This window comes from Gordonia sp. YC-XJ4 (genome assembly GCF_059511865.1).
In genome coordinates this window covers 3,668,240-3,690,842 of sequence record NZ_CM183447.1, presented here as the reverse complement: position 1 = coordinate 3,690,842, position 22,603 = coordinate 3,668,240, and the positions used below count along the sequence as shown (strand labels likewise).

The following is a 22,603-nucleotide window of genomic DNA, read 5'->3' as shown; positions in this document are numbered from 1 at the left end:
CCTCACCGCCGGGCTCGGGTCCACCACGACGCCCCACGTCGCGTCATCGGCCCGTCGAGACCGAGAACGGCTCGCGTGTGCGCTCCCACTCCCAGAGCGACCGCGGCCTCGAGGTCGGCCGCGGTGTCGACATCGGTGCGCAGATCCGGCCAGCGCCGGTGCGCCGGATCGATCTCGAGTGCTCCGTCGGCGCGATGCGCGGCGGCCGAACCGATTCCGAAGCGCGGCAGTCGAACATCGTCGGCGGGACGCAGGAGAAGCGCGGTCCCGTCGCCGCCGGCGTCGGTGACCAGTGCGTACGGGATCTCGGCGCATTCGTCGAGCACGGCGCGGACGCTGGCGGCGTCTGCGGCAGGGAGATCGGCCTGCACCATCAGCACGCCTCGGACGTCGCGCCGGTGGGCGCGTATCCACTCCGCCCCCTGCGCGTAGGCATGGTTCAGTGACGAATCCGGGCGTACGACTTCCGGCAAGGCCAGGGCCCCGGCGGCAGCGACCGCCCGCAGAACGTCGTCGTCGGGGCTCACCACGACGATCGGCTCCAGTCCCGCCGACCGCACCGCCGCCAGCGTGTCGAGCAGCATCGAGAGCACCAGCTCGCCGTGCTCACCGATCCGTGTCACCGGCGATGCCGTGGCAGCTGGTCCGGATGCCGCGCTCGGTGAGATGCGGGACGCGGCGAGACGGGTCTTGGCGGCACGGAGGTGTTTGACGACCAGAACGGCCGCCACCGCCGGCGTCTGCACGTGATCGTTGCTGTTCTCGCCTCCCACGCTCCCCATGATGGACGACGCGGCGCAGTCGGCGCCGACCGCGTGCCCACCGGACACCCCAATCACGGCCGATGAGCATCGGCCGCGGGCTAGGGTGAAGGCCACAATCGATCGGTGAAGGGGAGTGGACGTGCGCGCGGTGGTCATGGGTGCCGGTTCGTGGGGGACCGCGACGGCGAAGGTTCTGGTCGACGCGGGAACCGACACCGTGTTGTGGGCCCGACGGCCCGAACTCGCCGAGACGATCAACGCCGAGCACACCAACCCCGACTATCTCACCGGCATCGCCCTGCCCGAGCAACTCCGTGCCTCCAGTGATCTCGAGGAGGTATTGCCCGACGCCGACATCGTCGTGTGCGCGGTGCCGTCGCAGTCGTTGCGCGACAACCTGACCGCGTGGAGGCCGCATCTGGGATCGGACGCGACGCTGGTATCGCTGGCCAAGGGGATCGAGACGCACTCGTTGATGCGGATGAGTGAGGTGATCGCCGAGGTCGGCCAGGTGCCCGAGCATCGGATCGCGGTACTCACCGGGCCCAACCTCGCGCGGGAGATCGCCGAGGGACAGCCGGCGGCGACGGTGATCGCGTGCCGCGACGAGCAACGGGCACAAGCGCTGCAGAGCGCCTTCAACACCGGCTACTTCCGGCCGTACACCAACACCGACGTCGTCGGTTGTGAGATCGGTGGCGCGGTGAAGAACGTCATCGCCCTGGCGTGTGGGATGGCCAGCGGTGTCGGGTTCGGACAGAACACCCTGGCGACCATCATCACCCGTGGCCTCGCCGAGACGATCCGGCTCGGTGTCGCCGTCGGCGCGCACATCGAGACCCTCGCCGGTCTGGCCGGTATCGGTGATCTGGTGGCGACGTGCTCATCTCCATTGTCGCGCAACCGAACCTTCGGTGCGCGACTCGGCGAGGGGGCGACAATGGAACAGGCGCAGGCCGCGACCAACGGGCAAGTCGCCGAAGGCGTGAAGTCGTGTACGTCGGTGCGTGCGCTCGCCGAACGGCACGAGGTGTCGATGCCGCTGACCGATGCGGTCCACGGTGTGTGTCATTCCGGGATGTCGGTCGCCGACGCGGTCGCGTCGTTGCTCGGCCGTACCACCAAGCCCGAGGTCTACCGGGACTGAGGCGAGTACGGCTCGCCGATCACCCGAAATCCAAAGGCCCGGTGGGTAATACGCGACCGATGGCCGCCGAGACGTCGGTGATCGAGGAGTTGCCGCCACTGACCGGAACCCAGAGCGCCACATACGGCCGGTGATCGACGCACACGTAGGCCTGCCCACGGTTCTCGATCGTGTCGGTGATGAACCACTGCACTCCGTTGACCGTCTGGAGTCGGCTCGACGGGGCGAGTTCGCTCGGCCGGTCCACACCACAGCGGACGGTCACCGGGTCGCCGCCGTCGGACCCCTTCCAGGTTGCGGTGTCACCGTCGACCTGCTTGGCGCCGAACCCCTCGAACGACTCCGGTAGCGCGGCCATCAGTGTCGCGCACCGGCCGGCGTCGGCGGATGTGGCCGCCGCGTACGAATCAACCGGAGTCTGTTGCTGATCCGACGACTTGAGTGCCGCGTACGTGATGAATCCGACGATGACCATGATCGGGATGGTGACGAGCGTGGCGATCAGCGCCGGGCTCAATCGCGGCCCCGAGCGGCCCTCGTATCGAGCGTGATCGGGCTCGCCGGTGGTCGTCTCGGTGGGCTCGGGTTTGTCGCGCCCATCGCCGTCGGAGTCTTCGGGGCTACTCACACGCCTCACCCTAACCGTGCCGGGACCTGCGCCCCGCGCCTGCCCGTGCCGAGTTGTCTCAGTGCGCGGCGGTCACCACCGGGCAGGTGAGGGTTCGGGTGATGCCGTCGACCTTCTGGATCTGCGGGACCACATCGTTGCGCAGATGCGCGGCGTCGGCGGCGTCCACCCGGACGATCACGTCGTACGGTCCGCTGACCTCTTCGGACGAGGCGACCCCCGAGATCTCTGCGATGGTCGCCGCGGCCAGAGCCGCTCGTCCGACCTCGGTCTGGATCAGTATGTAAGCCTGAACCACGGCCATCCTCTCCACATCTGCCACGTCGCGGGAATCGGGCTGATGACCCCGCAAGCGGTGCCGCGGCGACCGGGCTCACAACGCCCGAACCACTACACTGCTGGGACACATTGTCGCTGACAACCCCGTGGGTGGCGAGTCGGCACCGCGAGGGAGGGGAGTCGAGGTGGGCACCGAGCCCCTCGGTGGTCGGCCCGATCACGGTGTTGACCAGCACGAGGTCGGCCGGCACGACGTCGGACGACACGAGGTCGACAGGTCGGCGGCTGACAGGTCTGGGACGCTCGGCGAGGTGGGGGAGCGAGCGATCATCGCGATGTTCACCTCAGCGGTTGCGCACCGGCCCGAATCGTCGTCCGGCAGCGACATCGTGATCGGGTCCGGTGACGACGCGGCGGTCTTCGACGTCGGGCCGACCGTCATCAGCACCGACACCGCGGTGCAGGACCGCCACTTTCGGCTCGAATGGTCCGGCGCTGCACAGATCGGTGCGCGCACCGTCGTGCAGAGTGCCGCAGACATCGCCGCGATGGGCGGCCGGACGACCGGAGTGGTTGTCGCGCTGGCCTGTCCGCCGCAGACCACGGTCGGTTGGCTGGCCGATCTGAACACCGGCATCGTCGATGCCGCGCACCGGCTCGGAGCGCGGGTCCTCGGCGGTGATCTCGTGGCGGCCGACGAGATCATGGTGAGCATCACCTCGGTCGGCGCCCTCGACGGTCTCGCGCCGGTGACATTGTCCGGGGCGCGTGCCGGCGATGTGCTGGCGGTCAGTGGTCCACTCGGAACGGCGGCGGCCGGGTTCGCGGTGGTCTCCCGATCCGGTGTCGCGCCGATGGCGCGGTGGCAGCGCGACGCCGATCCGCGTGCGACGGTGGTCTCGGCGTTCCTGTTGCCGGCGCCGGATCTGTCCCAGGGTGTCCTCGCCGCGCGCGGGGGGGCCCACGCCATGACCGACATCTCCGACGGCCTGGTTGAAGAACTCCGCACCATGGCCTCCTCGTCGGGGGTGTCGTTGGCCGTCACCGGAGATGCGGTGCCCAGATGTGCGGAGGTGGACCAGGTCGCAGCCCTGCTGGGTGCCGACGCGCGGACCTGGGCGCTGACCGGCGGGGAGGACCACGAACTGTTGGCGTCGTTCGCGCCCGGCGCGGTACCGCCCGGGTGGACCGAGATCGGTGAGGTGCGAGCGGGGCCGGCCCGCGTCACCATCGACGGCGCCGACATCGCCGGGCTCAACGGATGGCGCGCATTCGATCGGTGAGGCTCTCGGCGGGTCGGTGCTCGACGGTTGGTGCTCGACACGGGCATTCGCGGGGTGGCGGACCGCGACGAGTCGGTGCGGTGATTAGATCACCACCATGGCGATCTATGCGCTCGACGACCGAGAACCGGAACTGGGAGAGGACGTCTACGTCCATCCCGATGCGACCGTCATCGGCGCGGTGACCCTCGCCGACGGCGTCTCGGTGTGGCCCGGTGCGGTGCTGCGCGGTGACTACGGCACGATCACCATCGGTCGGCGCACCAACATCCAGGACGGCACCGTCATCCATTGCACGCCGATCCATCCCACCGTCATCGGTGCGGGCTGCGTCGTCGGCCACAACGCCCACATCGAGGGCTCGACCATCGGTGACGATGTGCTGATCGCCTCGGGGTCTGTGGTGCTCAACGGCTCCACGGTCGGAGCCGGTGCGATCGTCGGGGCCGGTGCGGTGGTCCCCTTCGATGCCGAGGTGCCCGCACGCCGGATGGTGCTCGGCATCCCCGCGAAACTGCGTGAGGGATACGAGGTACCACCGGGACACCTCGAGATGAACGTCGAGATGTATTTCCAGAACGCCCAGCACTACCGGACATCGCTACGGAGGCTCGACTGATCATGGCGCCCAAGCCACTTGCCGAACTCCTCGACCCCGGTTGGGCACACGCCCTGGAACCGGTGGCCGACGTCATCACCGAGATGGGGCAGTTCCTGCGCGCCGAGAACGAGTCCGGGCGCGGTTATCTGCCCGCCGGACAGAATGTGTTGCGCGCCTTCACCAGTCCTTTCGACGACGTTCGGGTACTCATCGTCGGGCAGGATCCCTACCCCACGCCGGGGCATGCGGTGGGTCTGAGTTTCTCGGTGGCGCCGGAGGTTTCGCCGATTCCGCGGTCGCTGGCCAACATCTACACCGAGTACTGCGAGGACCTCGGCTATCCGCGCCCGGCCAACGGTGACCTGACACCGTGGGCCCGCAATGGTGTCGTGCTGCTCAACCGTGTGCTGACCGTGACGCCCGGAGAACCGGCCTCACACCGCGGAAAGGGTTGGGAGAAGGTCACCGAATGTGCCATCAAGGCGCTCGTCGACCGGGACGAACCGCTGGTGGCCATTCTGTGGGGGCGTGATGCCGCGGGCCTGCAGCAGTGGATGCCCGACGTGCCGGCCATCGTCTCGGCGCACCCCTCACCGTTGTCGGCGAGTCGCGGATTCTTCGGGTCACGGCCCTTCAGCCGCGCCAATGCCGAACTCGAGGACCTCGGCGGCGAGCCGGTCGAATGGCGCCTGCCGTCCTGAGCGTCTGAGTCCCTGAGTCCACCGCCCCCGAGACCTCACCGACAGCGCCCTTCATTTCGCCGACGGCGCCCGGTATTTCGCCGACGGCGCCTGCTGGTGTGCCGATGGCGCCCGCTGCCGTCGGCAGCAAGCGCTGTCGGCGTCGGGGAGGGCGCTGTCGGCGGAAATCTGAGCGCCGTCGGCGGGGGTCGAGGCCCTGTGCCCGATGCCCGGCAACTCAGCGGGAGAAGCGCCGCGCACCCGGATCGGTGCGTTCCTGCCAGCCGACTCGCTCGAGTTCGGGGACGTCCGTGGTGGTTTCGGGGTATCCCAGGCACAGGTAGGCGGTGAGCGACCAGGTGTCGGGCACCTCGAGAGTGCGGTGCGCGGCCGCGGCGTCGAGGATCGAGACCCATCCGAGGCCGACGCCGTGTGACCGCGCGGCGAGCCACAGCGCGGTGACGGCCGCCACCGTCGAATAGTCGAGCGTCTCCGGCATTGTCGCTCGCCCGAGACCGTGCCCTTGGGGCAGTTCATGATCGGTGAACACCGCGAGGTGGACCGGGGCGTCGTCGAGCCCGGCGAGCTTGAGCCCGGAGTAGAGCCGGGCACGTTCGCCGTCGTAGCCGTCGAGGGCGTCGGCGTTGCACCGCGCGAAGTTCTCCCGGATCTGTCCACGACACCGCGGTGATCGCACCTCGACCCATCGCCACGGCTGCGAGTTGCCCACCGACGGAGACAATTCGGCGCGATGCAGAATCGTGTCCAACAGGTCCGCATCGATCGGGTCGGTGCGAAACCGGCGTACATCACGCCGCAGGGCGAACAATCGATCGAGCTCGTCGCGGAAGTCCGGGCCGAACTCGGCTGCGATGTCAGTTGTCGCGTGCGGCAACGAAATCCGGGCTTCGCTTGGCGATGAAGGCGTCGACTCCCTCGATCCCCTCGGGCTCACCACTGCGCTCGGAGATCGACCGGGCCTCGGCGAGAAGGTGTTCCGGCAGTGACGTGGTCGCCGACGCGGTGAGCAGGTGTCGGGCCGCCGAGAGCGCAGCGCGCGAACCGGAGGCGAGGGTCTGCGCCACCGCTTCGGCCTCGGTGACGATCGCGTCGTTGTCGACGACCCGGGACAGGATGCCGATCGAGAGCGCCTCCTCGGCGCGGATCACGCGGTTGGTGAGGATGATCTCGCGAGCACGGGCTGCGCCAACCGCCCTCGGCAGGGTCCAGGACATGCCGCCGTCGGGGGTCAGACCGATTCCGCCGTAGGCGGGTCGCAGAGCCGTCGAGGTTCCGCCGATCGCGATGTCGGCGTGGAGCACGATGCTCATGCCGGCACCGGCGGCCCAGCCCTTCACGGCCGCGACGACCGGGCGGTCGGCGCCGGCGAGTGCGAGTACGAAGGCATGGAAGTTGTCGGCGACCTCGCGGAGGTAGGCCGGACGGTCCGACGCGTCGGCGAAGGCGCGGACGTTGCCGCCGGCACAGAAATTGGCGCCGGGACCGGTGAGGAGGATCGCACCGACCTCGCGCTCGCCGCGGGAGATCTCGTTGAGTGCCGCGGTGGCCTCGCGCAGTGCGGTGTCGTCGAGCGGGTTACCGGCCGAGGGGCTCGACACGGCGATGGTCAGGATGGCGCCGTCCTGGGTCACGGGAGAGCGGCCTGCGGCGTCAAGGGTGGCAGTCATGACCGTCACCTTAGCCGGGACACGAAAAAGACCCGACCCCGGCCCGAGCGTTCGCTCGGTGGGTCGGGTCTAATCGCCGACGGTCGCAGGTCGTACGACCCGAGGGTCGGTCAGACCAGGGAGGTCTTGCCGGCCTTCAGGCAGGAGGTGCAGACGTTCTTGCGCTTCCGGTTACCCGGGGCGACCTCGACGCGGACCGACTGAATATTCGGATTCCACCGGCGGTTGGTGCGGCGGTGCGAGTGCGAAACGGACTTGCCGAAGCCCGGACCCTTGCCGCAGACGTCACAGACGGCAGCCATAACGAACTCCTCGGGGGTGAGTGGTGTGTGGTTCTCGGTCAGCCCGCCGTCACAAGCTCCGAACGGGCGCGACGACAGCGCGCGCCGTATACCGGAGCCACGTTGGCGGCAAGGCAACCGTGCAAGGATAGCGGGCCCGGCGGCCGCCGACCAAATCCGTGCCGGGCCCCATGTCGGCGATCCGGGGAAGTCCCCAGCCCTGCGGAGTCCGATCCGACACTGTCGGTCCTCGCGAGTAACCTCGACCACAGTTGTCGGCGACGCCGGCAGCTGCGGTGATTCGGTGCTCTCGCGGGTCGAGGACGCGCGTTGTCGGTGGGAGGTGGTCGTGGCGGCATTCGACGGTGGCATGACCGATGGTGTGGGCAGCGACGGGGGTACGACACACGGGGGTACGACACAGACGATGAGCCCGGCGCTGCTGCGTGACTGGGCTGCGGCGAGCGCCGACGGGCTCGAGGCGGCGCGCGGAGAGATCAACGACCTCAACGTGTTCCCGATCCCCGATTCCGACACCGGCAGCAACATGGCCTACACGATGCGCGCCGCCGCCGATGCCGCCGCGGCACTGCCCCACGATGCCGACATCGCCGCGGTGGCCCGCACACTCGCCGACGCCGCGGTGGCCGCCGCGCGGGGCAATTCCGGGATCATCCTCTCGCAGGTTCTCGTCGGGGTGGCCGACGCCGTCGAGGTCGCGGCCCCCGGGGAGTTGTCGCTGTCCTATCTCGCGAGCGCAGGTCTGCGTCTGGCCGGGCTCGCCGCCCGCCGCGCGGTCAGTGAGCCGCGCGAGGGCACGGTCCTGACCGTCATCTCCGTGGCGGCGACGACCGCGGCCGCCCATGCCGACGACCTGCCGGGCGATCTGGTGCGTGCCGTGGCCGACCGCGCCGCCGAAGCCCTCGACCGGACCACCGATCAACTGCCCGAGCTCGCCTCTGCCGGTGTGGTCGATGCAGGTGCGCGCGGCTTCCTGGTGTTGCTCGATTCGCTGGTCGCGGTGATCACCGGGGTATCGGCGCGGCGTCGGCGCTACCGGGGTTCGCTGATGGGCGGCGGACGACCGGGCCATCCCGACGATGCGACGTGCTCGGGGTCCTCGGAGATGGATTTCGAGGTGATGTACCTGCTCGACGGCGCCGCGGGCGAACACATCGGTGCCCTGCGCGACGATCTCGACCGGATCGGCGACGCCGTCGTCATCGTCGGCGACAGCTCCAGCGGCGACGGCGAGCGGTTCTCGGTGCACGTCCACACATGCGAACCGGGCAAGGCGGTACAGGCAGGGCTGGCCGCAGGGCAGATGTCGGACATCCGGATCAGCTGTTTCGCCCTCGACGCCATCCGGTCGCAGGTCGACTCGGCCGAACCGCCGCCCCGATACAAGCGGGCCATCGTCGCCGTGGTCAAGGGGCAGGGAGCCGCCGCCCTGTTCGCCGACGCGGGCGCCGCGGTGGTGCGCGCCGACGACGGGGTGAGCACCGACGCGCTGGCGCAGGCGATCCGCGACACCGACGCCGCGCACGTCATCGTCATGGCCAACGGCGCGATGACCAGCCAGGATCTCGTGTCCGTCGCCGCCGACGTCCGATCACAGCAGCGGTCGGTGGTGTCGTTGCCGACCCTGTCGATGGCCCAGTGCCTGGCCGCGCTGGCCGTACACGACCCGGGGGAGTCCGCCGACGCTGACGCCTACGCGATGGCCGAGGCGGCCGCCGGCGCCCGATGGGGATCCCTGCGCCGCGCCGAGGGCCGCATGATGACCCTGGCCGGCACCTGCGAGGTCGGCGACATCCTCGGCCTCATCGGTTCGGACGTGTTGGTGATCGCCCCGGATCAGACCGAGGCCGCGACCGCACTTCTCGACCTCATGTTGGCCACCGGTGGCGAGATGGTAACGGTGCTCGCCGGTTCCGAGGTCGACGATGCCGCGCTGGACTCGCTGGCCGAGCACGTGCGCCGCAACTATGCGGGCATCGAGTTGAGCGTGTACGCCACCGGTCAGGGCGACGACCTGATCCAGGTCGGGATCGAGTAGTGGCGGCAAGGCGCACCTCGTCCGGTCGGCCCGGACGTACCCCGGCGGCGGACGACGCCGTCGCGGTTCCGTCGATGACCCCCGGGACGGTCACGCTGTCCGGCGAATTGGCCGGTGTCCTCGGCCCGAAGACGGCCGCGGGTCTGGCGAGCATCGGGATCTCGACCGTCGGCGAACTGCTCCGGTATCCGCCGCGCCGCTACGTGCGGCGTGGCCAGCCATCGGCGTCGGAGGAACTCGAGGAGGGCGAATGGGTCACCATCGTCGGGCGGGTCACCAAGGCGAACATGACGTCCATGAAGTCGCGCCCGGGAAAGATCCTCCGGCTGTCGGTCATGGACGAGAAACGAACCTTCGAGGTGAGTTTCTTCAATCCCTACAGCGTCGCGCGCGTGCTCACCACCGGGCGGAAAGTGATGCTGGCCGGCACGGTGAAGTTCTTCCGGAGTCAGCCGCAGCTGACCCATCCGCAGTGGCTGGTGCTGCCCGAAACCGGTGAGGACCTGGAGAAGGTCGTCGGCAGCCCGATGATGATGGAGATGTACGAGATCGAGCGCGCCGCAAGCGAATCCGATCCCTCGGCACCCAATCCGCTGCTCGCACTCTTCGATCGGTCGATCATCCCGATGTATCCGGCGACGAGTACCTGCCAGTCGTGGGAGATCTGGAGCGCCGCGCGTCGTGTCCTCGACCTCGTCGGGCCCCTGCCCGATGCCCTCGACGACGCGCAGCGTCGGGAACGGTCCCTCATCCGCATCGACAACGCGGTCCGCTCGGTCCACCTCCCGGAGTCCGACGGTGAGATCGGTCCCGCGCGTGAACGTATGAAATTCGATGAGGCACTGGCGATCCAGCTGGTCCTCGCGCAGCGGCGACTCGCCGGGCGCACCGACACCGCACCGGTCTGCCCGCACGTACCGGGCGGCCTCGAAGACCAACTGCTCGCCCGGCTGCCGTTCACTCTGACGACCGGACAGCAGGCCGTCGCCGAGGAGATCGGTACCGACCTCGGTCGCGACGAGCCGATGAGCCGGCTCCTGCAGGGCGAAGTCGGCTCGGGCAAGACATTGGTGGCGTTGCTCGCGATGCTGCGCATCGTCGACAACGGCCACCAGTGCGCACTGCTGGCGCCCACCGAAGTGCTTGCCGCGCAGCACTATCGAACGATCTCGACGATGCTGGGTGACCTGGCCTCGGCCGGCCGGCTCGGCGCCGCCGACGGTGCAACCCAGCTCGCCCTGGTGACCGGATCGATGAAGACCAAGGACAAACGCGAGACTCTCCTCGACGTCGTCACCGGGCAGGCCGGCATCGTGATCGGCACCCATGCCCTGCTCGAGGAGAACGTCAGCTTCTTCGATCTGGGCATGTTCGTCGTCGACGAGCAACACCGGTTCGGTGTCGAGCAGCGCGACACCCTCCGCGGACGTGGCCGCGACGGCATCGCACCGCACGTGTTGGTCATGACGGCAACGCCGATCCCGCGCACCGTTGCGATGACCGCATTCGGTGATCTCGACACCTCGGTGCTGACCGAACTGCCCGCCGGTCGCCAGCCGATCACCACCAACGTCGTGCCCATGGGTAAGCAACGGTGGGTCGATCGGGCCTGGGAGCGCGTCGACGAGGAGGTTGCCGCGCACCGTCAGGTCTACGTGGTGTGCTCACGCATCGGGGACGATCCCGACTCGCCGGCGCCGAAGAAGGCAGCGCCGAAAAAAGCGACAGCGCGCAAGGGCCGCACGCCCGCACGAGGTGCCGACGCCGATGGTGACGGGCCCGAGGAGGAAACCGTCGCGGTGATCGACCAGTTCCACGAACTGCTCGCGGGACCGCTCGGCAAACACCGGATCGCGATGTTGCACGGGCGCATGCCGGCCGACGAGAAGGCCGAGACGATGGATGCGTTCGGCCGCGGCGAGATCGACATCCTGGTGTCGACGACGGTCATCGAGGTCGGTGTCGACGTGAAGAATGCGACGACGATGGTGATCGTCGACGCCGACCGGTTCGGCGTCAGTCAGCTCCATCAGTTGCGCGGACGTGTGGGCCGCGGCGGACTACCCGGCTTGTGTCTGTTGATGACCAGGGTGTCACCGGGTTCGAAGTCGATGGAACGACTCGAGGCGGTCGCTGCGTCCAATGATGGATTCGAGCTCGCCCAGATCGATCTCCAACAGCGAAGGGAGGGTGATGTCCTCGGTTCGCTGCAGTCCGGCGGCAAGACGTCACTGCACTTCCTGTCGCTGCTCGACGACGCCGAGATCATCGCCGACGCGCGGGATCTCGCGCAGGACATCGTCGCTGCGGACCGGACACTGGCCGACCACCCTACGATGGGTGCTCTGGTGGACGCGATCCTGGTACCGGACAAGATCGCATACCTGGAGAAGTCGTAGCGGCCGAGCCGGTCTCGGTCGGCTCGTCGCGCCCGCTGGGATCACCTGGCCGCGGCGGCGGTGGGTGCTGCTTCTGGCGGTGGTGGCCACGGCAGTGACCGTCGCGGTGACCGTCCATCTCGACGGACCGGCGCCCGATGCGGCCCTGCACGCCGATGCCCGCCGCGCGCTGCAGTCGCTGAGCCGGATGACTGTGGTACCCCACCGACCCGATCGTGACGACTATCAACGGTCGGCGTTCGGTGTGGCATGGACCGACGCGGTCTCGGTCACCGGCGGACACAACGGTTGCGACACCCGAAATGACATCCTGATGCGTGATCTGTCGGATGTCACCGTCGGGTCGGTACGCAGTTGCCCGACGGCCGTGCTGACCGGCGAGTTCCGTAGCCCGTACACCGGTGCGACCGTCGTCTTTCGCCGGGACCGGTCCGCGATCGGCGTGCAGATCGATCACATTGTGCCGCTGTCACTGTCGTGGGATCTGGGTGCATGGTCGTGGCCGGCGCAGCGTCGCGTCGAGTTCGCCAATGACCCCGCCAATCTGGTTGCGGTCGATGCCGCATCGAATCAGGCCAAGAGTGACGGAGAGCCGGCCGTGTGGATGCCGCCGCTGCGTGCGTTCCACTGCCGGTATTCAATTCAGTTCGTCGCGGTCGCCGACACCTACCGGCTGGCCGTCGATGCGTCCAGCCGGCAGGTGCTCACCGACGTACTCGATTCCTGTTGAGGACCGATCCTGTTGGGAGTCAGTGGTTTCGATGCCGAAGCGGCGTCAGCTCGGGGGCATCAGCACCGAATCGACAAGGTAAACCGTCGCATTGGCGGTCTTGATGCCACCGCAGACGACCGAGGTGTTGTCGTTGACCTTGATGTCGTTGCCGGACCCGGTGACCGTCACCGTGCCACCTTCCAGCGACTTGTGCTGGCCGTCGATGTCGGCGGGCGGAATCTGGCCGGACACAACGTGATAGGTGAGGATCTTGGTCAGCATCGCCGAGTCGGTCTTGAGCTGATCGACGGTCGCGGCGGGGAGCTTGGCGAAGGCGGCGTCGGTCGGCGCGAAGACGGTGTACTGCCCGTTGTTCAGCGTGTCCACCAGGTTGACCTGTGGATTGAGCTTGCCGGAGATGGCCTGCGTCAGTGTCTTGAGTTCGGGGTTGGCTGCCGCTGCGGTAGCCACCGGTGCCATGGCCATCCCGTTCACCGAGGCCGGACCACTGGGGTTGGCCTGTGCGTATGCGGCGCAACCGCTTCCGACGAGATCCGCCGCCGGGGCGGCGCTTTCGCTCATGCTGGTCATGCCGCTCATCCCGGACATGTTGCTCGTCGCGGTCGACGTCGACGAGCCGGAGTCGTCACTACTGGAACATCCGGTCACCAGGCCGGCTGCGAGTACGAAACCCGATGCGGCCAGGGTGATTCGGGTTGCTGCGGTGGTTCGCATGTTCTTCCTCACTGTGGACGGAATGAGCCTGCCCGAGTGGGCGTGCTCACACAGTCATTCGCTTCCCCCGGCGCCACGGATGGGTCGCGCGCCGAGAAAACTTTCCGGTGCGTCCCGCGGTGCGTGCGGCGCGGAGGCGTTGGAGATCCGTTGAGGCACGGACCCATCCGCTGGGTGACACCGTGCGAACCCTTGACGAGGCAGCCGGCTGACCGGTCGGCATGTCACCACGGCGAGAGGTCGATCAATGCATCGAACCGCAGGACGATACCTACGGGCGATGACGGTGGGGGTGCTGTCGGTGGGGGTGGGTCTCGTCGCCGGAGAACTCATCGCGGCCCTGGCCGTCGCGCCCGCATCGCCGGTGGGCGTGGTCGGTGCGCAACTGATCGACCACACGCCGTCGGCGATCCGTGAGTGGGCCATCACCACCTTCGGCACCTCCGACAAGACCGCGTTGCTGAGCGGAATCTCGGTGGCCGTCGTCGTCCTCGCTGCGATCGCCGGAGTCCTGCAGGTCATCGGACCCCCGATGGGTGCGGCGGTGATCGGCGCCTTCGGTGTCGTGGGTGCCGTCTGTGCGGTGACCCGACCGACCGGCACCGCGCTCTACGCGGTGCCGTCGCTGTGCGCAGGCGTGATCGGCATTGTCGTGCTCGTCGTCCTGTGTCGGCGTGCCATCGGTACCCGTGGCCAGCCCGAGCACACCGAACCTGGGCAGCCCGGACCCGAACACCCGGACCCCGACGACGCCCGACCTGTCGCCACCGTCGGGTGGTCGCGCCGTCGCTTCGTCGCGGTCTCCGGTGGGGTCGCCGTCCTGATCGCGGTATCCGGCTATGCCGCCCGCCGGATCGCCGCGACCGGGGGCGCCGTCGCCGAACGCATGGGACTTCGTCTGCCCGCGGTTCGTGAGGCCGCACCGCCCATCGCTGCCTCGATGAACCTACAAGTCCCCGGTGCCACCCCGTTCCTGACGTCCGCGGCCGACTTCTACCGAATCGACACCGCACTAGCGGTTCCGCAACTCACCACCCGGCAGTGGCGATTGCGCATCCACGGCATGGTGGCCCGTGAACTCACCCTCGACTGGGAGGATCTGATGGCGATGCCCGCGCGGGAACGCGTGGTGACGCTGACATGCGTGTCCAACGAGGTGGGCGGCGACCTCGCGGGCAACGCCCGATGGCTCGGCTACCCGATGGCCGAGATCCTCGCCCGGGTCGGTGCCGAGGCCGACGCGGACATGTTGTTGTCGACGAGCGTCGACGGGTGGACCTCGGGTACGCCGTTGTCGGCGATCACCGATGGCCGCGACGCGATGCTGGTGATCGGGATGAACGGGGCGCCCCTACCGCTCGAGCACGGCTACCCGGTACGCCAGGTGATCCCCGGACTGTACGGCTTCGTCTCGGCCTGCAAATGGGTGATCGACTGGGAGATCACGCGATTCGACCGAGCGCAGTCGTATTGGACCAAGCGTGGTTGGGGCGAGAAGGCGCCGATCAAGACGGCGTCGCGCATCGATCGGCCCGCGCCCTTCGCCTCGCTGCCGGTGGGGCCGGTGGTGGTCGCGGGAACCGCCTGGGCCCAACACCGCGGCGTGCGTTCGGTGCAGGTCCGTGTCGACGACGGGCCGTGGCAGGAGGCGACACTCGCACCGGAGTACTCCATTGACACCTGGCGGCAATGGACCTGGACCTGGGACGCGCAACCGGGCCAGCACACGCTCTACTGCCGGGCCACCGACGCCACCGGTGCCACCCAGCCCGACACACGCGTGCCACCCATTCCCGACGGCGCGACGGGCTGGCACAGCCGGGTGATGACCGTGCAGCGCTGAGGCATCGTCGGCGGGTGGGCCCGACGTGGGGAGCCGTCGGTGGCCGCACGTACTCTGGTGGTCGGCCTCTGCTGGTCGTCATAGCCCACCAGGAGGCGTGCCGACCAGGAGACATCACCGAACACGCACCGCCGCACAGCACCGGGAGAATCCATGAGCGCACCCGCCGTCAGCCCCACCGACAGCGGTGTCGAGCAGACCGTCACCGATCTGGCCACGGCCGCCAAGAGCGCATCCCGCGCTCTGGGCCGGTTGACCACCGCCGCCAAGAACGAGGTGCTCATCGCAGCCGCCGAGCAGATCGAGGCCGCGACCGAGTCGATCATCGCCGCCAACGCCGAGGATCTCGCCCGCGCCGAGGAATCGGGGATCGAGGGCAGCCTGCTCGACCGGCTGAGGCTGACACCCGAGCGGGTGGCCGGAATCGCCGCAGGTCTGCGGCAGGTCGCCGCACTGCCCGATCCGATCGGGGAGATCGTCGCGGGCAAGACACTGCCCAATGGACTGCGACTGCGTCAGGAACGTGTCCCGCTCGGGGTGGTCGGCATCGTCTACGAGGCGCGGCCCAACGTCACCGTCGATGCCTTCGGAATCGCCTTCAAATCCGGCAACGCCGTGCTGTTGCGCGGCTCGTCGTCGGCGGCGGCGTCGAACGCCGAACTGGTACGGGTCCTGCGGGACAACCTGCGCGCCAACGGCGTCACCGCGGATGCGGTCGCATTGCTGCCCAGTGAGGACCGGGCCAGCGTGACGGCCCTCATCCGGGCGCGGGGACTGGTCGACGTGGTCATCCCGCGCGGCGGAGCCGGGCTGATCAACGCCGTCGTCGCCAACGCCACCGTGCCGACCATCGAGACCGGCACCGGCAACTGCCATGTCTACGTGCACGCGCTCGCCGACGTCGACGTCGCCACCCGCATCGTCCTCAACGCCAAGACGCGGCGGCCCAGCGTGTGCAACGCCGCCGAGACGGTGCTCATCGACAAGGCGATCGCCGCCGAGGCGATGCCCAAGATCAGCCAGGCCCTCCGGTCGCAGGGAGTCGTCATCCACGGCGACGAGGCCGACATGGAACCTGCCAGTGACGCCGACTGGGCCGACGAGTACCTCTCACTCGACATCGCGATGAAGATCGTCGACGATCTCGACGCCGCCGTCGCCCACATCGACACCTACGGCACCGGACACACCGAGGCCATCATCACCACCGATCTGGCCGCGGCCCAGGAGTTCACCGACCGGGTCGACGCCGCCGCGGTGATGGTCAACGCCTCCACCGCATTCACCGACGGTGAGCAGTTCGGATTCGGTGCCGAGATCGGCATCTCGACGCAGAAACTGCACGCGCGCGGTCCGATGGGTCTGCCCGAACTGACCTCCACCAAGTGGGTCGTCTGGGGCGACGGCCACATCCGCCAGGCGTGAGAGGAGTCCCTGTGAGCACAACACCCACCGACACCAACTCGACGGTGCACCCGTCCTTCACCGATGTTCCCGACGTGGCCGCCCGTCTGCGCGGCACCGGCTATCTCCCCGACGACGCCACCGCGACCGCCACCTTCCTGGCCGACCGGCTCGGCAAACCGCTTCTCGTCGAGGGTCCCGCCGGGGTCGGCAAGACCGAGCTGGCCCGGGCCATCGCCGCCGCCACCGACGCCGAACTCGTGCGGCTGCAGTGCTACGAAGGCATCGACGAGGCGCGGGCGCTCTACGAGTGGAACCACGCCAAGCAGATCCTGCACATCCAGGCGACCGGAACCCGGGACTGGGCGGAGGCCAAGACCGACATCTTCTCCGAGGAGTTCCTGCTGCCGCGGCCGCTGTTGACCGCGATCTCGCGGCCCGGTGCCACGGTGCTGCTCATCGACGAGATCGACAAGGCCGACGTCGACATGGAGGGTCTGCTGCTGGAGGTGCTCAGCGACTTCGCCGTCACCATCCCCGAGATGGGCACCGTCGTCGCCGCCCGTCGCCCGATCGTGCTGTTGACCTCCAACGCCACCCGCGAACTGTCCGAGGCGCTCAAGCGGCGGTGCCTCTACCTGTACATCGATTTCCCGGACGCCAAGCGGGAGAAGGACATCCTCGCCTCCCGGGTGCCCGCGCTCACCGAGTCGCTGGCCGCCGAACTCGTCCGGGTGGTCGGCGTCCTGCGCACCCTCGACATCCGCAAGAAGCCGTCGGTGGCCGAGACCATCGATTGGGCGAACACCCTGCTCGCCCTCGGCGCCGGGGAACCCACCTCCGGGTCGTCGGGACGTGGGCTCGACAACGGACTGATCGCGCGCACCCTCGGTGTCGTGCTCAAACACCGGCCGGATCTCACCACAGCCATCAAAGAACTCAAACTCGGCTGATGTCGGCCGTGCCGGAAACCGCGCCGCTCGTCGCACACCTCACCGACTTCGTCGACGAGTTGCGCCGACGCGGAGTGGTGGTCGGGCCGTCGAACCTGATCGACGCCGCACGTGCCGTCGAGGTCCTCGACCTGCTCGACCGCAGCAGTCTGCGGGAGGGACTCGCGGCGACACTGCTCGCCGACCACCTGCACCGGCCCGCCTTCGATCGGCTCTTCGACCTGTGGTTCCCGGCCGCACCCGGAGCGCGCACCAGCACCGAGGAACTGCCGCGCACCGCCGACGGTGAGGTGGACATCGCCGCCACCCGCGACGCACTGGCCGCCCTGCTCGCCGACCCCGACTCGGAGGCCGACGGCCGTCTCGACGCGATGGTCGCCGAGATCGTCGAAATGCTCGGGCGGTACGAATCCGCCCGCGGCGAGGCGTATTCGGCATATCAGGCGCTGTCCTCGATCGACCCGCAGACCCTGATCGCCCGGATCGCGGCGGCGATGGCCGGCGGGTCGCCGTCGGAGCTCGATCTGGGTACCGAACCGATGTTCCGCCGCGCCGCCGGTGATCGGGCCGCAGCGGTCCGTGCGGCGATCGAACGCGAAACCCAACGCCGGATGTCGGCGCGCAACGGACGCGAACGCGTCGGCGAGTACGCGGTGCCCAACCTGCCGGAGAACATCAACTTCCTCACCGCGGGCGCCAGGGAACAGGCCGAACTGCGCCGCACCATCGACCCGCTGGCTCGATTGTTGGCCTCGCGGTTGGAGATCCGCCGCCGACGCGCCCACCGCGGGCCGGTCGACGTGCGGACCACCCTGCGCGCATCGATGTCGACCGGCGGGGTGCCCATCGAACTCCGCCATCGCAAACCCCGACCCGGACGGCCCGAACTGATCGTCATCTGTGACGTCTCCGGCTCGGTCGCCGGGTTCTCCCAATTCACCCTCAACCTCGTCTACGCACTGCGCCAGCAGTTCTCGAAGGTCCGGGTGTTCGCGTTCATCGACACCGTCGACGAGGTGACCGATCTGTTCGACCCGCGCAACGACGCCGACGCCGGCTTCGGCGGTGACGCCCGGGCGGCGATGCGCCGGATGATCTCGACCGCCCGGCTCATCACCCGCGACGGGCACTCCGACTACGGCAACATGTTGCGCGGCTTCGTCGACGAGTACGCCGAGACGCTCACCCACCGCGGCGCCCTGCTGATCCTCGGCGACGCCCGGACCAACTTCGGCTTCCCCCGCACCGAACTGCTCGCCCAACTCGTCGAACGCGCGCGCCACGCCTACTGGCTCAACCCCGAGGCCGGCGCCGAATGGGGTACCGGTGACTCCGCCGCCGACGACTACGCGGAGGTCATCGACATGTTCGAGTGCCGCAACGCCCGTCAGCTCGCCACCGTCATCGCCGACCTGCTACCGGTGTGACGATGCGCCCGCCCGCCGTCGCGACCGGCTCGCCGGGTCCCACCGCGTAGACTCACCCTTCATGTCCACCGACCGCCCGCAGGCGCGCCGCCGCATCGGCGTGATGGGTGGCACGTTCGACCCGATCCACAACGGTCACCTGGTGGCGGCCAGTGAGGTCGCACACCGGTTCTCGCTACACGAGGTCATCTTCGTACCCACCGGCCGGCCCTGGCAGAAACTCGGCGAGGACGAAGGATCGGGGACCGACGGCGTTGATGAGCTCCACAGTGTCGATCAGCGCCGCAAGAACGACCAGCGCAGCAAAGAGGTCTCACCCGCCGAGGACCGCTATTTGATGACGGTGATCGCGACCGCATCCAACCCGCGCTTCTCGGTGAGCCGCGTCGACATCGACCGCGAGGGAAACACCTACACCGTCGACACGTTGCGTGATCTGCACGCGATCCTGCCCGACGCCGAACTGTTCTTCATCACCGGTGCCGACGCGCTCGAATCGATCCTGTCCTGGCAGAACTGGGAAGAGCTGTTCGAGCTGGCCAACTTCATCGGCGTCAGCCGGCCCGGTTACGAACTCAATGCGAGTCACCTCGCCCAGCATCTGCAGGATCTGCCGCCGGAAACACTGCAGATGCTCGAGATCCCGGCCCTGGCGATCTCCTCGACCGAATGCCGGGCGCGCGCCGCGCAGGGACGTCCGGTCTGGTACCTCGTTCCCGACGGCGTCGTGCAGTACATCGCCAAGCGCCGGCTCTATCGACCGCTGCGCAACAACTCCGCCCGGGTGTCGGCGCCGTGACCGACCCCGCCGATCGACATCACGCCCCGCTCGGGGCGGCCGCCGTAATGAAAGGACTTGTGTGACTGCATCAGCCGAGGCATTGGCGATGGCGCGGGTGGCTGCGCTGGCGGCCGAGGACAAACTCGGTCACGACGTCGCCGTCATCGACGTCTCCGAACAATTGGTGATCACCGACCTGTTCGTCATCGCATCCGCCGACAACGAGCGTCAGGTCAATGCGATCACCGACGAGGTCGAGGACAAGATGCGCGAGGCCGGATACAAGCCGGTGCGCCGAGAAGGTACTCGCGAAGGCCGTTGGGCGCTCCTGGATTACATCGACATCGTGATCCACATCCAGCATGCCGACGAGCGCGCCTTCTATGCGCTGGAGAGCTTGTGGAAGGACTGCCCGACCGTCGACGTCACCAGCGATCAGGAGTCCGAGTGAGCGGCGGTCCCGACAGCGGCGACACCTCCGTCGAACGCCTCACGCCGATCGTGCGCCGGTTGATCCTGTTGCGGCACGGACAGACCGGTTACAACGCGACCAGCCGGATGCAGGGACAGCTCGATACCGATCTCTCCGAACTCGGTGTGCAACAGGCGAAGTCGGCTGCAGCAGCGCTGGCTGACAAGAATCCCATGATGATTCGGTCGTCGGATCTGCGTCGCGCCCGCGACACCGCGGAGGCGTTGGCGCTGGCGACCGGACTGTCGGTCGAGACCGATGAGCGGCTGCGCGAAACACACCTGGGGCAGTGGCAGGGCTTGACCCATCTGGAGGTCGACGCGCAGGCACCCGGTGCCCGGGTGATCTGGCGCGACGACGCCACCTGGGCGCCGCCGGGTGGCGAGAGCCGCACCGACGTGGCCGCTCGGGCGGTGCCGGTCGTCACCGAACTCGTTGCCACACTGGAGGACTGGGGGACAGGCGCATCCCCGGAGTCGCCGGTGGTGTTGGTCGCGCACGGCGGGGTCATCGCCGCGATGACCGCCGCCCTGCTGGATCTGCCGGTGGCGCGGTGGCCGATTCTCGGTGGCCTGGCCAACACCAGCTGGGTGCAGTTGTCCGGGCATGCGGCTCCCGGTGAGAATCCGCGATGGCGCCTGGACGTGTGGAACGCCTCGGCCGAGGTGGCCGACGCGGCAATCCAGTGAGGGTGCCCGATCCGACGGGGCCCGATCCCATACCGGCCGCGGGTGCCGACGGTTGCCTGCTCGTACTGTCGGATTCACTCGCGTACTACGGTCCCGGCGGCGGACTGCCCGCCGACGATCCGCGGATCTGGCCGAACCTTCTCGGCGCACATGTTGGCCTGCCGACCCGGCTGTTCGGCCGGGTGGGCTGGACCAGCCGTGACGTGTGGTGGGCGCTGACCCAGGACCCCAACATCTGGTCGGTGGTCCCGTCGGCGCGCGCGGTCGTCCTCGCGATCGGCGGGATGGACAGCCTGCCGTCGCCACTGCCGACGGCGCTGCGCGAACAGATCCGGTACCTGCGTCCGCCCCGGCTGCGGCAGGCGGTGCGCACCGGATATCAGTGGTGGCAACCACGCGCGTCGCGCCTCGGCTGGCCGGTGGCGCTCCCGCCGAAGGTGACCGTCGAGCATCTGGACAAGGTGGCCGACGCGCTCACCCGGCTACGTCCCGATCTGCCGATCGTGGTGTGTTTGCCACCGACACACCGCAGTCCCCACTACGGGAACGTCCATTCCGGTCGCATCCCGACGACGGCGGCCATGCAACGGTGGGCGTCATCGGCGGGTCTGCCGACCGTCGAGTTCTACTCGATCACCCGGGCGCACTTCGACGACCCCGCCGCCGAGATGAACCCGGACGGGATTCACTGGGGGTTCGACTGTCACCGGCAGATCGCCGATGCGGTCGCCGGGGTCCTCGACCCGATCCTGACCGACTGAGCGCGTGGCCGACACCACCCCGGAGTGACCCGCACCGGCGTGGGACACCCGGATGCAACGGCTAACGTAGACCCGTGCCTGTCGTCGTCGTCACCGATTCCTCGGCCCGCCTCCCACCGGCGATCGCCGAGCACTATCGGATCTCGGTGGTCCCGTTGCACCTGGCCCTCGACGGTGTCGATTACCGCGAGGGCATCGACGACATCCCCGACGATCTGATCACCCGATCGGGTGTGACGACCTCGGGCGCCAATCCGCAGGAACTCGCCGCGGCATTCGATACCGCAGTCGCGGCCAGCGACGGTGCCGGCGTGGTCGCGGTGATGATGTCGAGGCGACTGTCCGGGACGTGGGGTGCGGCGCGACTGGCCGCCGAGAATCATCCCGGCCTGATCCGGGTCGTCGACAGCCGCTCGGTGGGGCTGGGCCTGGGCTTCGCGGCGATCGCCGCAGCGCAGGCCGCGGCCGCCGGAGCCGACCGCGACCGGGTCTACGAATCGGCGATCCGGCAGGCCTCCACCGCCGAATCGCTGATCTGCGTGCAGAGTCTGGACAACCTGCGCAACAGCGGACGCATCAGTGCGGCGGGCAAACTGCTCGGGTCGGCGTTGTCGATCAAACCCATCCTCGCCATCGACGACGGCATCCTGACCCTGCGCGAGCGACAACGGACGTTCTCGCGGGCCGTGGCGAAGATGACCGACACCGCGGTCGACTTCGCCGACGGCCGGGCGGTGACCCTGGGCGTGCAGCACTGCCAGATCCCGGACGCCGCACACGATCTCGCCATCACGGTCCGCGAACGGCTGCGTGTGGTGACCTCAGCGCTGACCGTCGATCTCGGTCCCATCCTCGGCAGTCACATCGGACCGGGCGCACTCGGCCTGACCGTGACCACCCATCTGGATCCGATCGAGGGCGCCGACCAGATCGACTGACCCGCCGGCATTTCCCGATCCGCAGTCCACAGAACCGCGATACTGCACAGATCGCCGGTGACGACGGCGCAGGCGGCCG

Annotated in this window: 23 protein-coding genes; 16 read left to right on the top strand and 7 right to left on the bottom strand. The window is 68.7% G+C overall.

All coding sequences use genetic code 11. The features are described 5' to 3' along the window. Positions 1-2: 2 nt before the first annotated feature. On the bottom strand, positions 3-782 hold the full coding sequence (gene cofC, locus AC5ZH6_RS16430; RefSeq protein WP_288337672.1) for a 2-phospho-L-lactate guanylyltransferase: 780 nt from the start codon (positions 780-782) through the stop codon (positions 3-5). A gap of 121 nt (positions 783-903) precedes the next feature. Between cofC and AC5ZH6_RS16425 the strand changes: the two genes are divergently transcribed. After that, complete coding sequence (locus tag AC5ZH6_RS16425; protein ID WP_288337650.1) at positions 904-1,911, top strand: NAD(P)H-dependent glycerol-3-phosphate dehydrogenase; 1,008 nt, start codon at positions 904-906, stop codon at positions 1,909-1,911. 19 nt (positions 1,912-1,930) lie between these two features. Here the strand turns inward: AC5ZH6_RS16425 and AC5ZH6_RS16420 are convergent, their stop codons facing one another. Continuing rightward, on the bottom strand, positions 1,931-2,539 hold the full coding sequence (locus tag AC5ZH6_RS16420; RefSeq protein ID WP_288337651.1) for a DUF3515 domain-containing protein: 609 nt from the start codon (positions 2,537-2,539) through the stop codon (positions 1,931-1,933). Positions 2,540-2,597: 58 nt separating this feature from the next. Next, complete coding sequence (locus AC5ZH6_RS16415) at positions 2,598-2,843, bottom strand: Lrp/AsnC ligand binding domain-containing protein (protein WP_283822248.1); 246 nt, start codon at positions 2,841-2,843, stop codon at positions 2,598-2,600. Positions 2,844-3,003: 160 nt separating this feature from the next. Between AC5ZH6_RS16415 and thiL the strand changes: the two genes are divergently transcribed. The 3 genes from thiL (at position 3,004) to AC5ZH6_RS16400 (ending at position 5,403) form a co-directional block, all read left to right on the top strand. Next, positions 3,004-4,101: a thiamine-phosphate kinase gene (gene thiL, locus AC5ZH6_RS16410; RefSeq protein WP_288337652.1), complete on the top strand. Its 1,098-nt coding sequence runs from the start codon at positions 3,004-3,006 to the stop codon at positions 4,099-4,101. 97 nt (positions 4,102-4,198) lie between these two features. After that, the gene (locus tag AC5ZH6_RS16405; protein WP_211544449.1) at positions 4,199-4,720 is read left to right on the top strand and encodes a gamma carbonic anhydrase family protein; all 522 of its coding nucleotides are present in this window, start codon (positions 4,199-4,201) and stop codon (positions 4,718-4,720) included. Positions 4,721-4,722: 2 nt separating this feature from the next. Then, entirely contained in the window at positions 4,723-5,403 is a 681-nt protein-coding gene (locus AC5ZH6_RS16400) for a uracil-DNA glycosylase (protein WP_288337654.1), read from the top strand. A gap of 217 nt (positions 5,404-5,620) precedes the next feature. On the opposite strand, the gene bluB is transcribed toward AC5ZH6_RS16400, so the two are convergent. The 3 genes from bluB to rpmB all read right to left on the bottom strand — a co-directional run bounded on the left by bluB (position 5,621) and on the right by rpmB (position 7,372). Beyond that, the gene (bluB, locus tag AC5ZH6_RS16395) at positions 5,621-6,277 is read right to left on the bottom strand and encodes a 5,6-dimethylbenzimidazole synthase (RefSeq protein ID WP_006370594.1); all 657 of its coding nucleotides are present in this window, start codon (positions 6,275-6,277) and stop codon (positions 5,621-5,623) included. After that, the gene (locus AC5ZH6_RS16390; protein WP_288337655.1) at positions 6,258-7,070 is read right to left on the bottom strand and encodes an enoyl-CoA hydratase/isomerase family protein; all 813 of its coding nucleotides are present in this window, start codon (positions 7,068-7,070) and stop codon (positions 6,258-6,260) included. Before AC5ZH6_RS16390 ends, bluB begins: the two co-directional genes overlap by 20 nt. 110 nt (positions 7,071-7,180) lie before the next feature. After that, positions 7,181-7,372, bottom strand: a complete 192-nt coding sequence (rpmB, locus tag AC5ZH6_RS16385; protein WP_006370596.1) for a 50S ribosomal protein L28 — start codon at positions 7,370-7,372, stop codon at positions 7,181-7,183. A gap of 406 nt (positions 7,373-7,778) precedes the next feature. On the opposite strand from rpmB, the gene AC5ZH6_RS16380 reads away from it, so the two are divergent. From AC5ZH6_RS16380 to AC5ZH6_RS16370, 3 genes are all read left to right on the top strand, one after another. Then, on the top strand, positions 7,779-9,410 hold the full coding sequence (locus tag AC5ZH6_RS16380; protein WP_026920017.1) for a DAK2 domain-containing protein: 1,632 nt from the start codon (positions 7,779-7,781) through the stop codon (positions 9,408-9,410). 74 nt (positions 9,411-9,484) lie between these two features. After that, entirely contained in the window at positions 9,485-11,809 is a 2,325-nt protein-coding gene (gene recG, locus AC5ZH6_RS16375) for an ATP-dependent DNA helicase RecG (RefSeq protein WP_288337657.1), read from the top strand. A 64-nt stretch (positions 11,810-11,873) separates the two neighbouring features. Then, positions 11,874-12,539: an HNH endonuclease family protein gene (locus AC5ZH6_RS16370; protein ID WP_496167517.1), complete on the top strand. Its 666-nt coding sequence runs from the start codon at positions 11,874-11,876 to the stop codon at positions 12,537-12,539. A 45-nt stretch (positions 12,540-12,584) separates the two neighbouring features. Here the strand turns inward: AC5ZH6_RS16370 and AC5ZH6_RS16365 are convergent, their stop codons facing one another. Continuing rightward, on the bottom strand, positions 12,585-13,256 hold the full coding sequence (locus tag AC5ZH6_RS16365) for a fasciclin domain-containing protein (RefSeq protein WP_288337658.1): 672 nt from the start codon (positions 13,254-13,256) through the stop codon (positions 12,585-12,587). Between the two features lie 247 nt (positions 13,257-13,503). On the opposite strand from AC5ZH6_RS16365, the gene AC5ZH6_RS16360 reads away from it, so the two are divergent. The 9 genes from AC5ZH6_RS16360 to AC5ZH6_RS16320 all read left to right on the top strand — a co-directional run bounded on the left by AC5ZH6_RS16360 (position 13,504) and on the right by AC5ZH6_RS16320 (position 22,524). Beyond that, positions 13,504-15,099 carry a molybdopterin-dependent oxidoreductase gene (locus tag AC5ZH6_RS16360; RefSeq protein WP_288438863.1) on the top strand — a complete coding sequence of 532 codons (1,596 nt, stop codon included), beginning with the start codon at positions 13,504-13,506 and terminating at the stop codon, positions 15,097-15,099. 153 nt (positions 15,100-15,252) lie between these two features. Continuing rightward, positions 15,253-16,524: a glutamate-5-semialdehyde dehydrogenase gene (locus AC5ZH6_RS16355; RefSeq protein ID WP_288337660.1), complete on the top strand. Its 1,272-nt coding sequence runs from the start codon at positions 15,253-15,255 to the stop codon at positions 16,522-16,524. An 11-nt stretch (positions 16,525-16,535) separates the two neighbouring features. Further along, positions 16,536-17,456, top strand: a complete 921-nt coding sequence (locus tag AC5ZH6_RS16350; RefSeq protein WP_014360498.1) for an AAA family ATPase — start codon at positions 16,536-16,538, stop codon at positions 17,454-17,456. Further along, positions 17,456-18,883: a vWA domain-containing protein gene (locus AC5ZH6_RS16345; RefSeq protein ID WP_288337661.1), complete on the top strand. Its 1,428-nt coding sequence runs from the start codon at positions 17,456-17,458 to the stop codon at positions 18,881-18,883. Before AC5ZH6_RS16350 ends, AC5ZH6_RS16345 begins: the two co-directional genes overlap by 1 nt. Before the next feature lie 61 nt (positions 18,884-18,944). Further along, complete coding sequence (nadD, locus tag AC5ZH6_RS16340; protein ID WP_006370606.1) at positions 18,945-19,682, top strand: nicotinate-nucleotide adenylyltransferase; 738 nt, start codon at positions 18,945-18,947, stop codon at positions 19,680-19,682. 61 nt (positions 19,683-19,743) lie between these two features. Beyond that, positions 19,744-20,115, top strand: coding sequence for a ribosome silencing factor (gene rsfS / locus AC5ZH6_RS16335; RefSeq protein ID WP_006370607.1), 372 nt, complete (start codon positions 19,744-19,746; stop codon positions 20,113-20,115). Next, a complete protein-coding gene (locus AC5ZH6_RS16330; protein ID WP_014360495.1) occupies positions 20,112-20,825 on the top strand; it encodes a histidine phosphatase family protein in 714 nt (237 codons plus the stop codon). Before rsfS ends, AC5ZH6_RS16330 begins: the two co-directional genes overlap by 4 nt. A gap of 2 nt (positions 20,826-20,827) precedes the next feature. Then, positions 20,828-21,586 carry a diglucosylglycerate octanoyltransferase gene (gene octT / locus AC5ZH6_RS16325; protein ID WP_211544471.1) on the top strand — a complete coding sequence of 253 codons (759 nt, stop codon included), beginning with the start codon at positions 20,828-20,830 and terminating at the stop codon, positions 21,584-21,586. Between the two features lie 74 nt (positions 21,587-21,660). Continuing rightward, entirely contained in the window at positions 21,661-22,524 is an 864-nt protein-coding gene (locus AC5ZH6_RS16320; RefSeq protein ID WP_006370610.1) for a DegV family protein, read from the top strand. Positions 22,525-22,603: the final 79 nt, after the last annotated feature.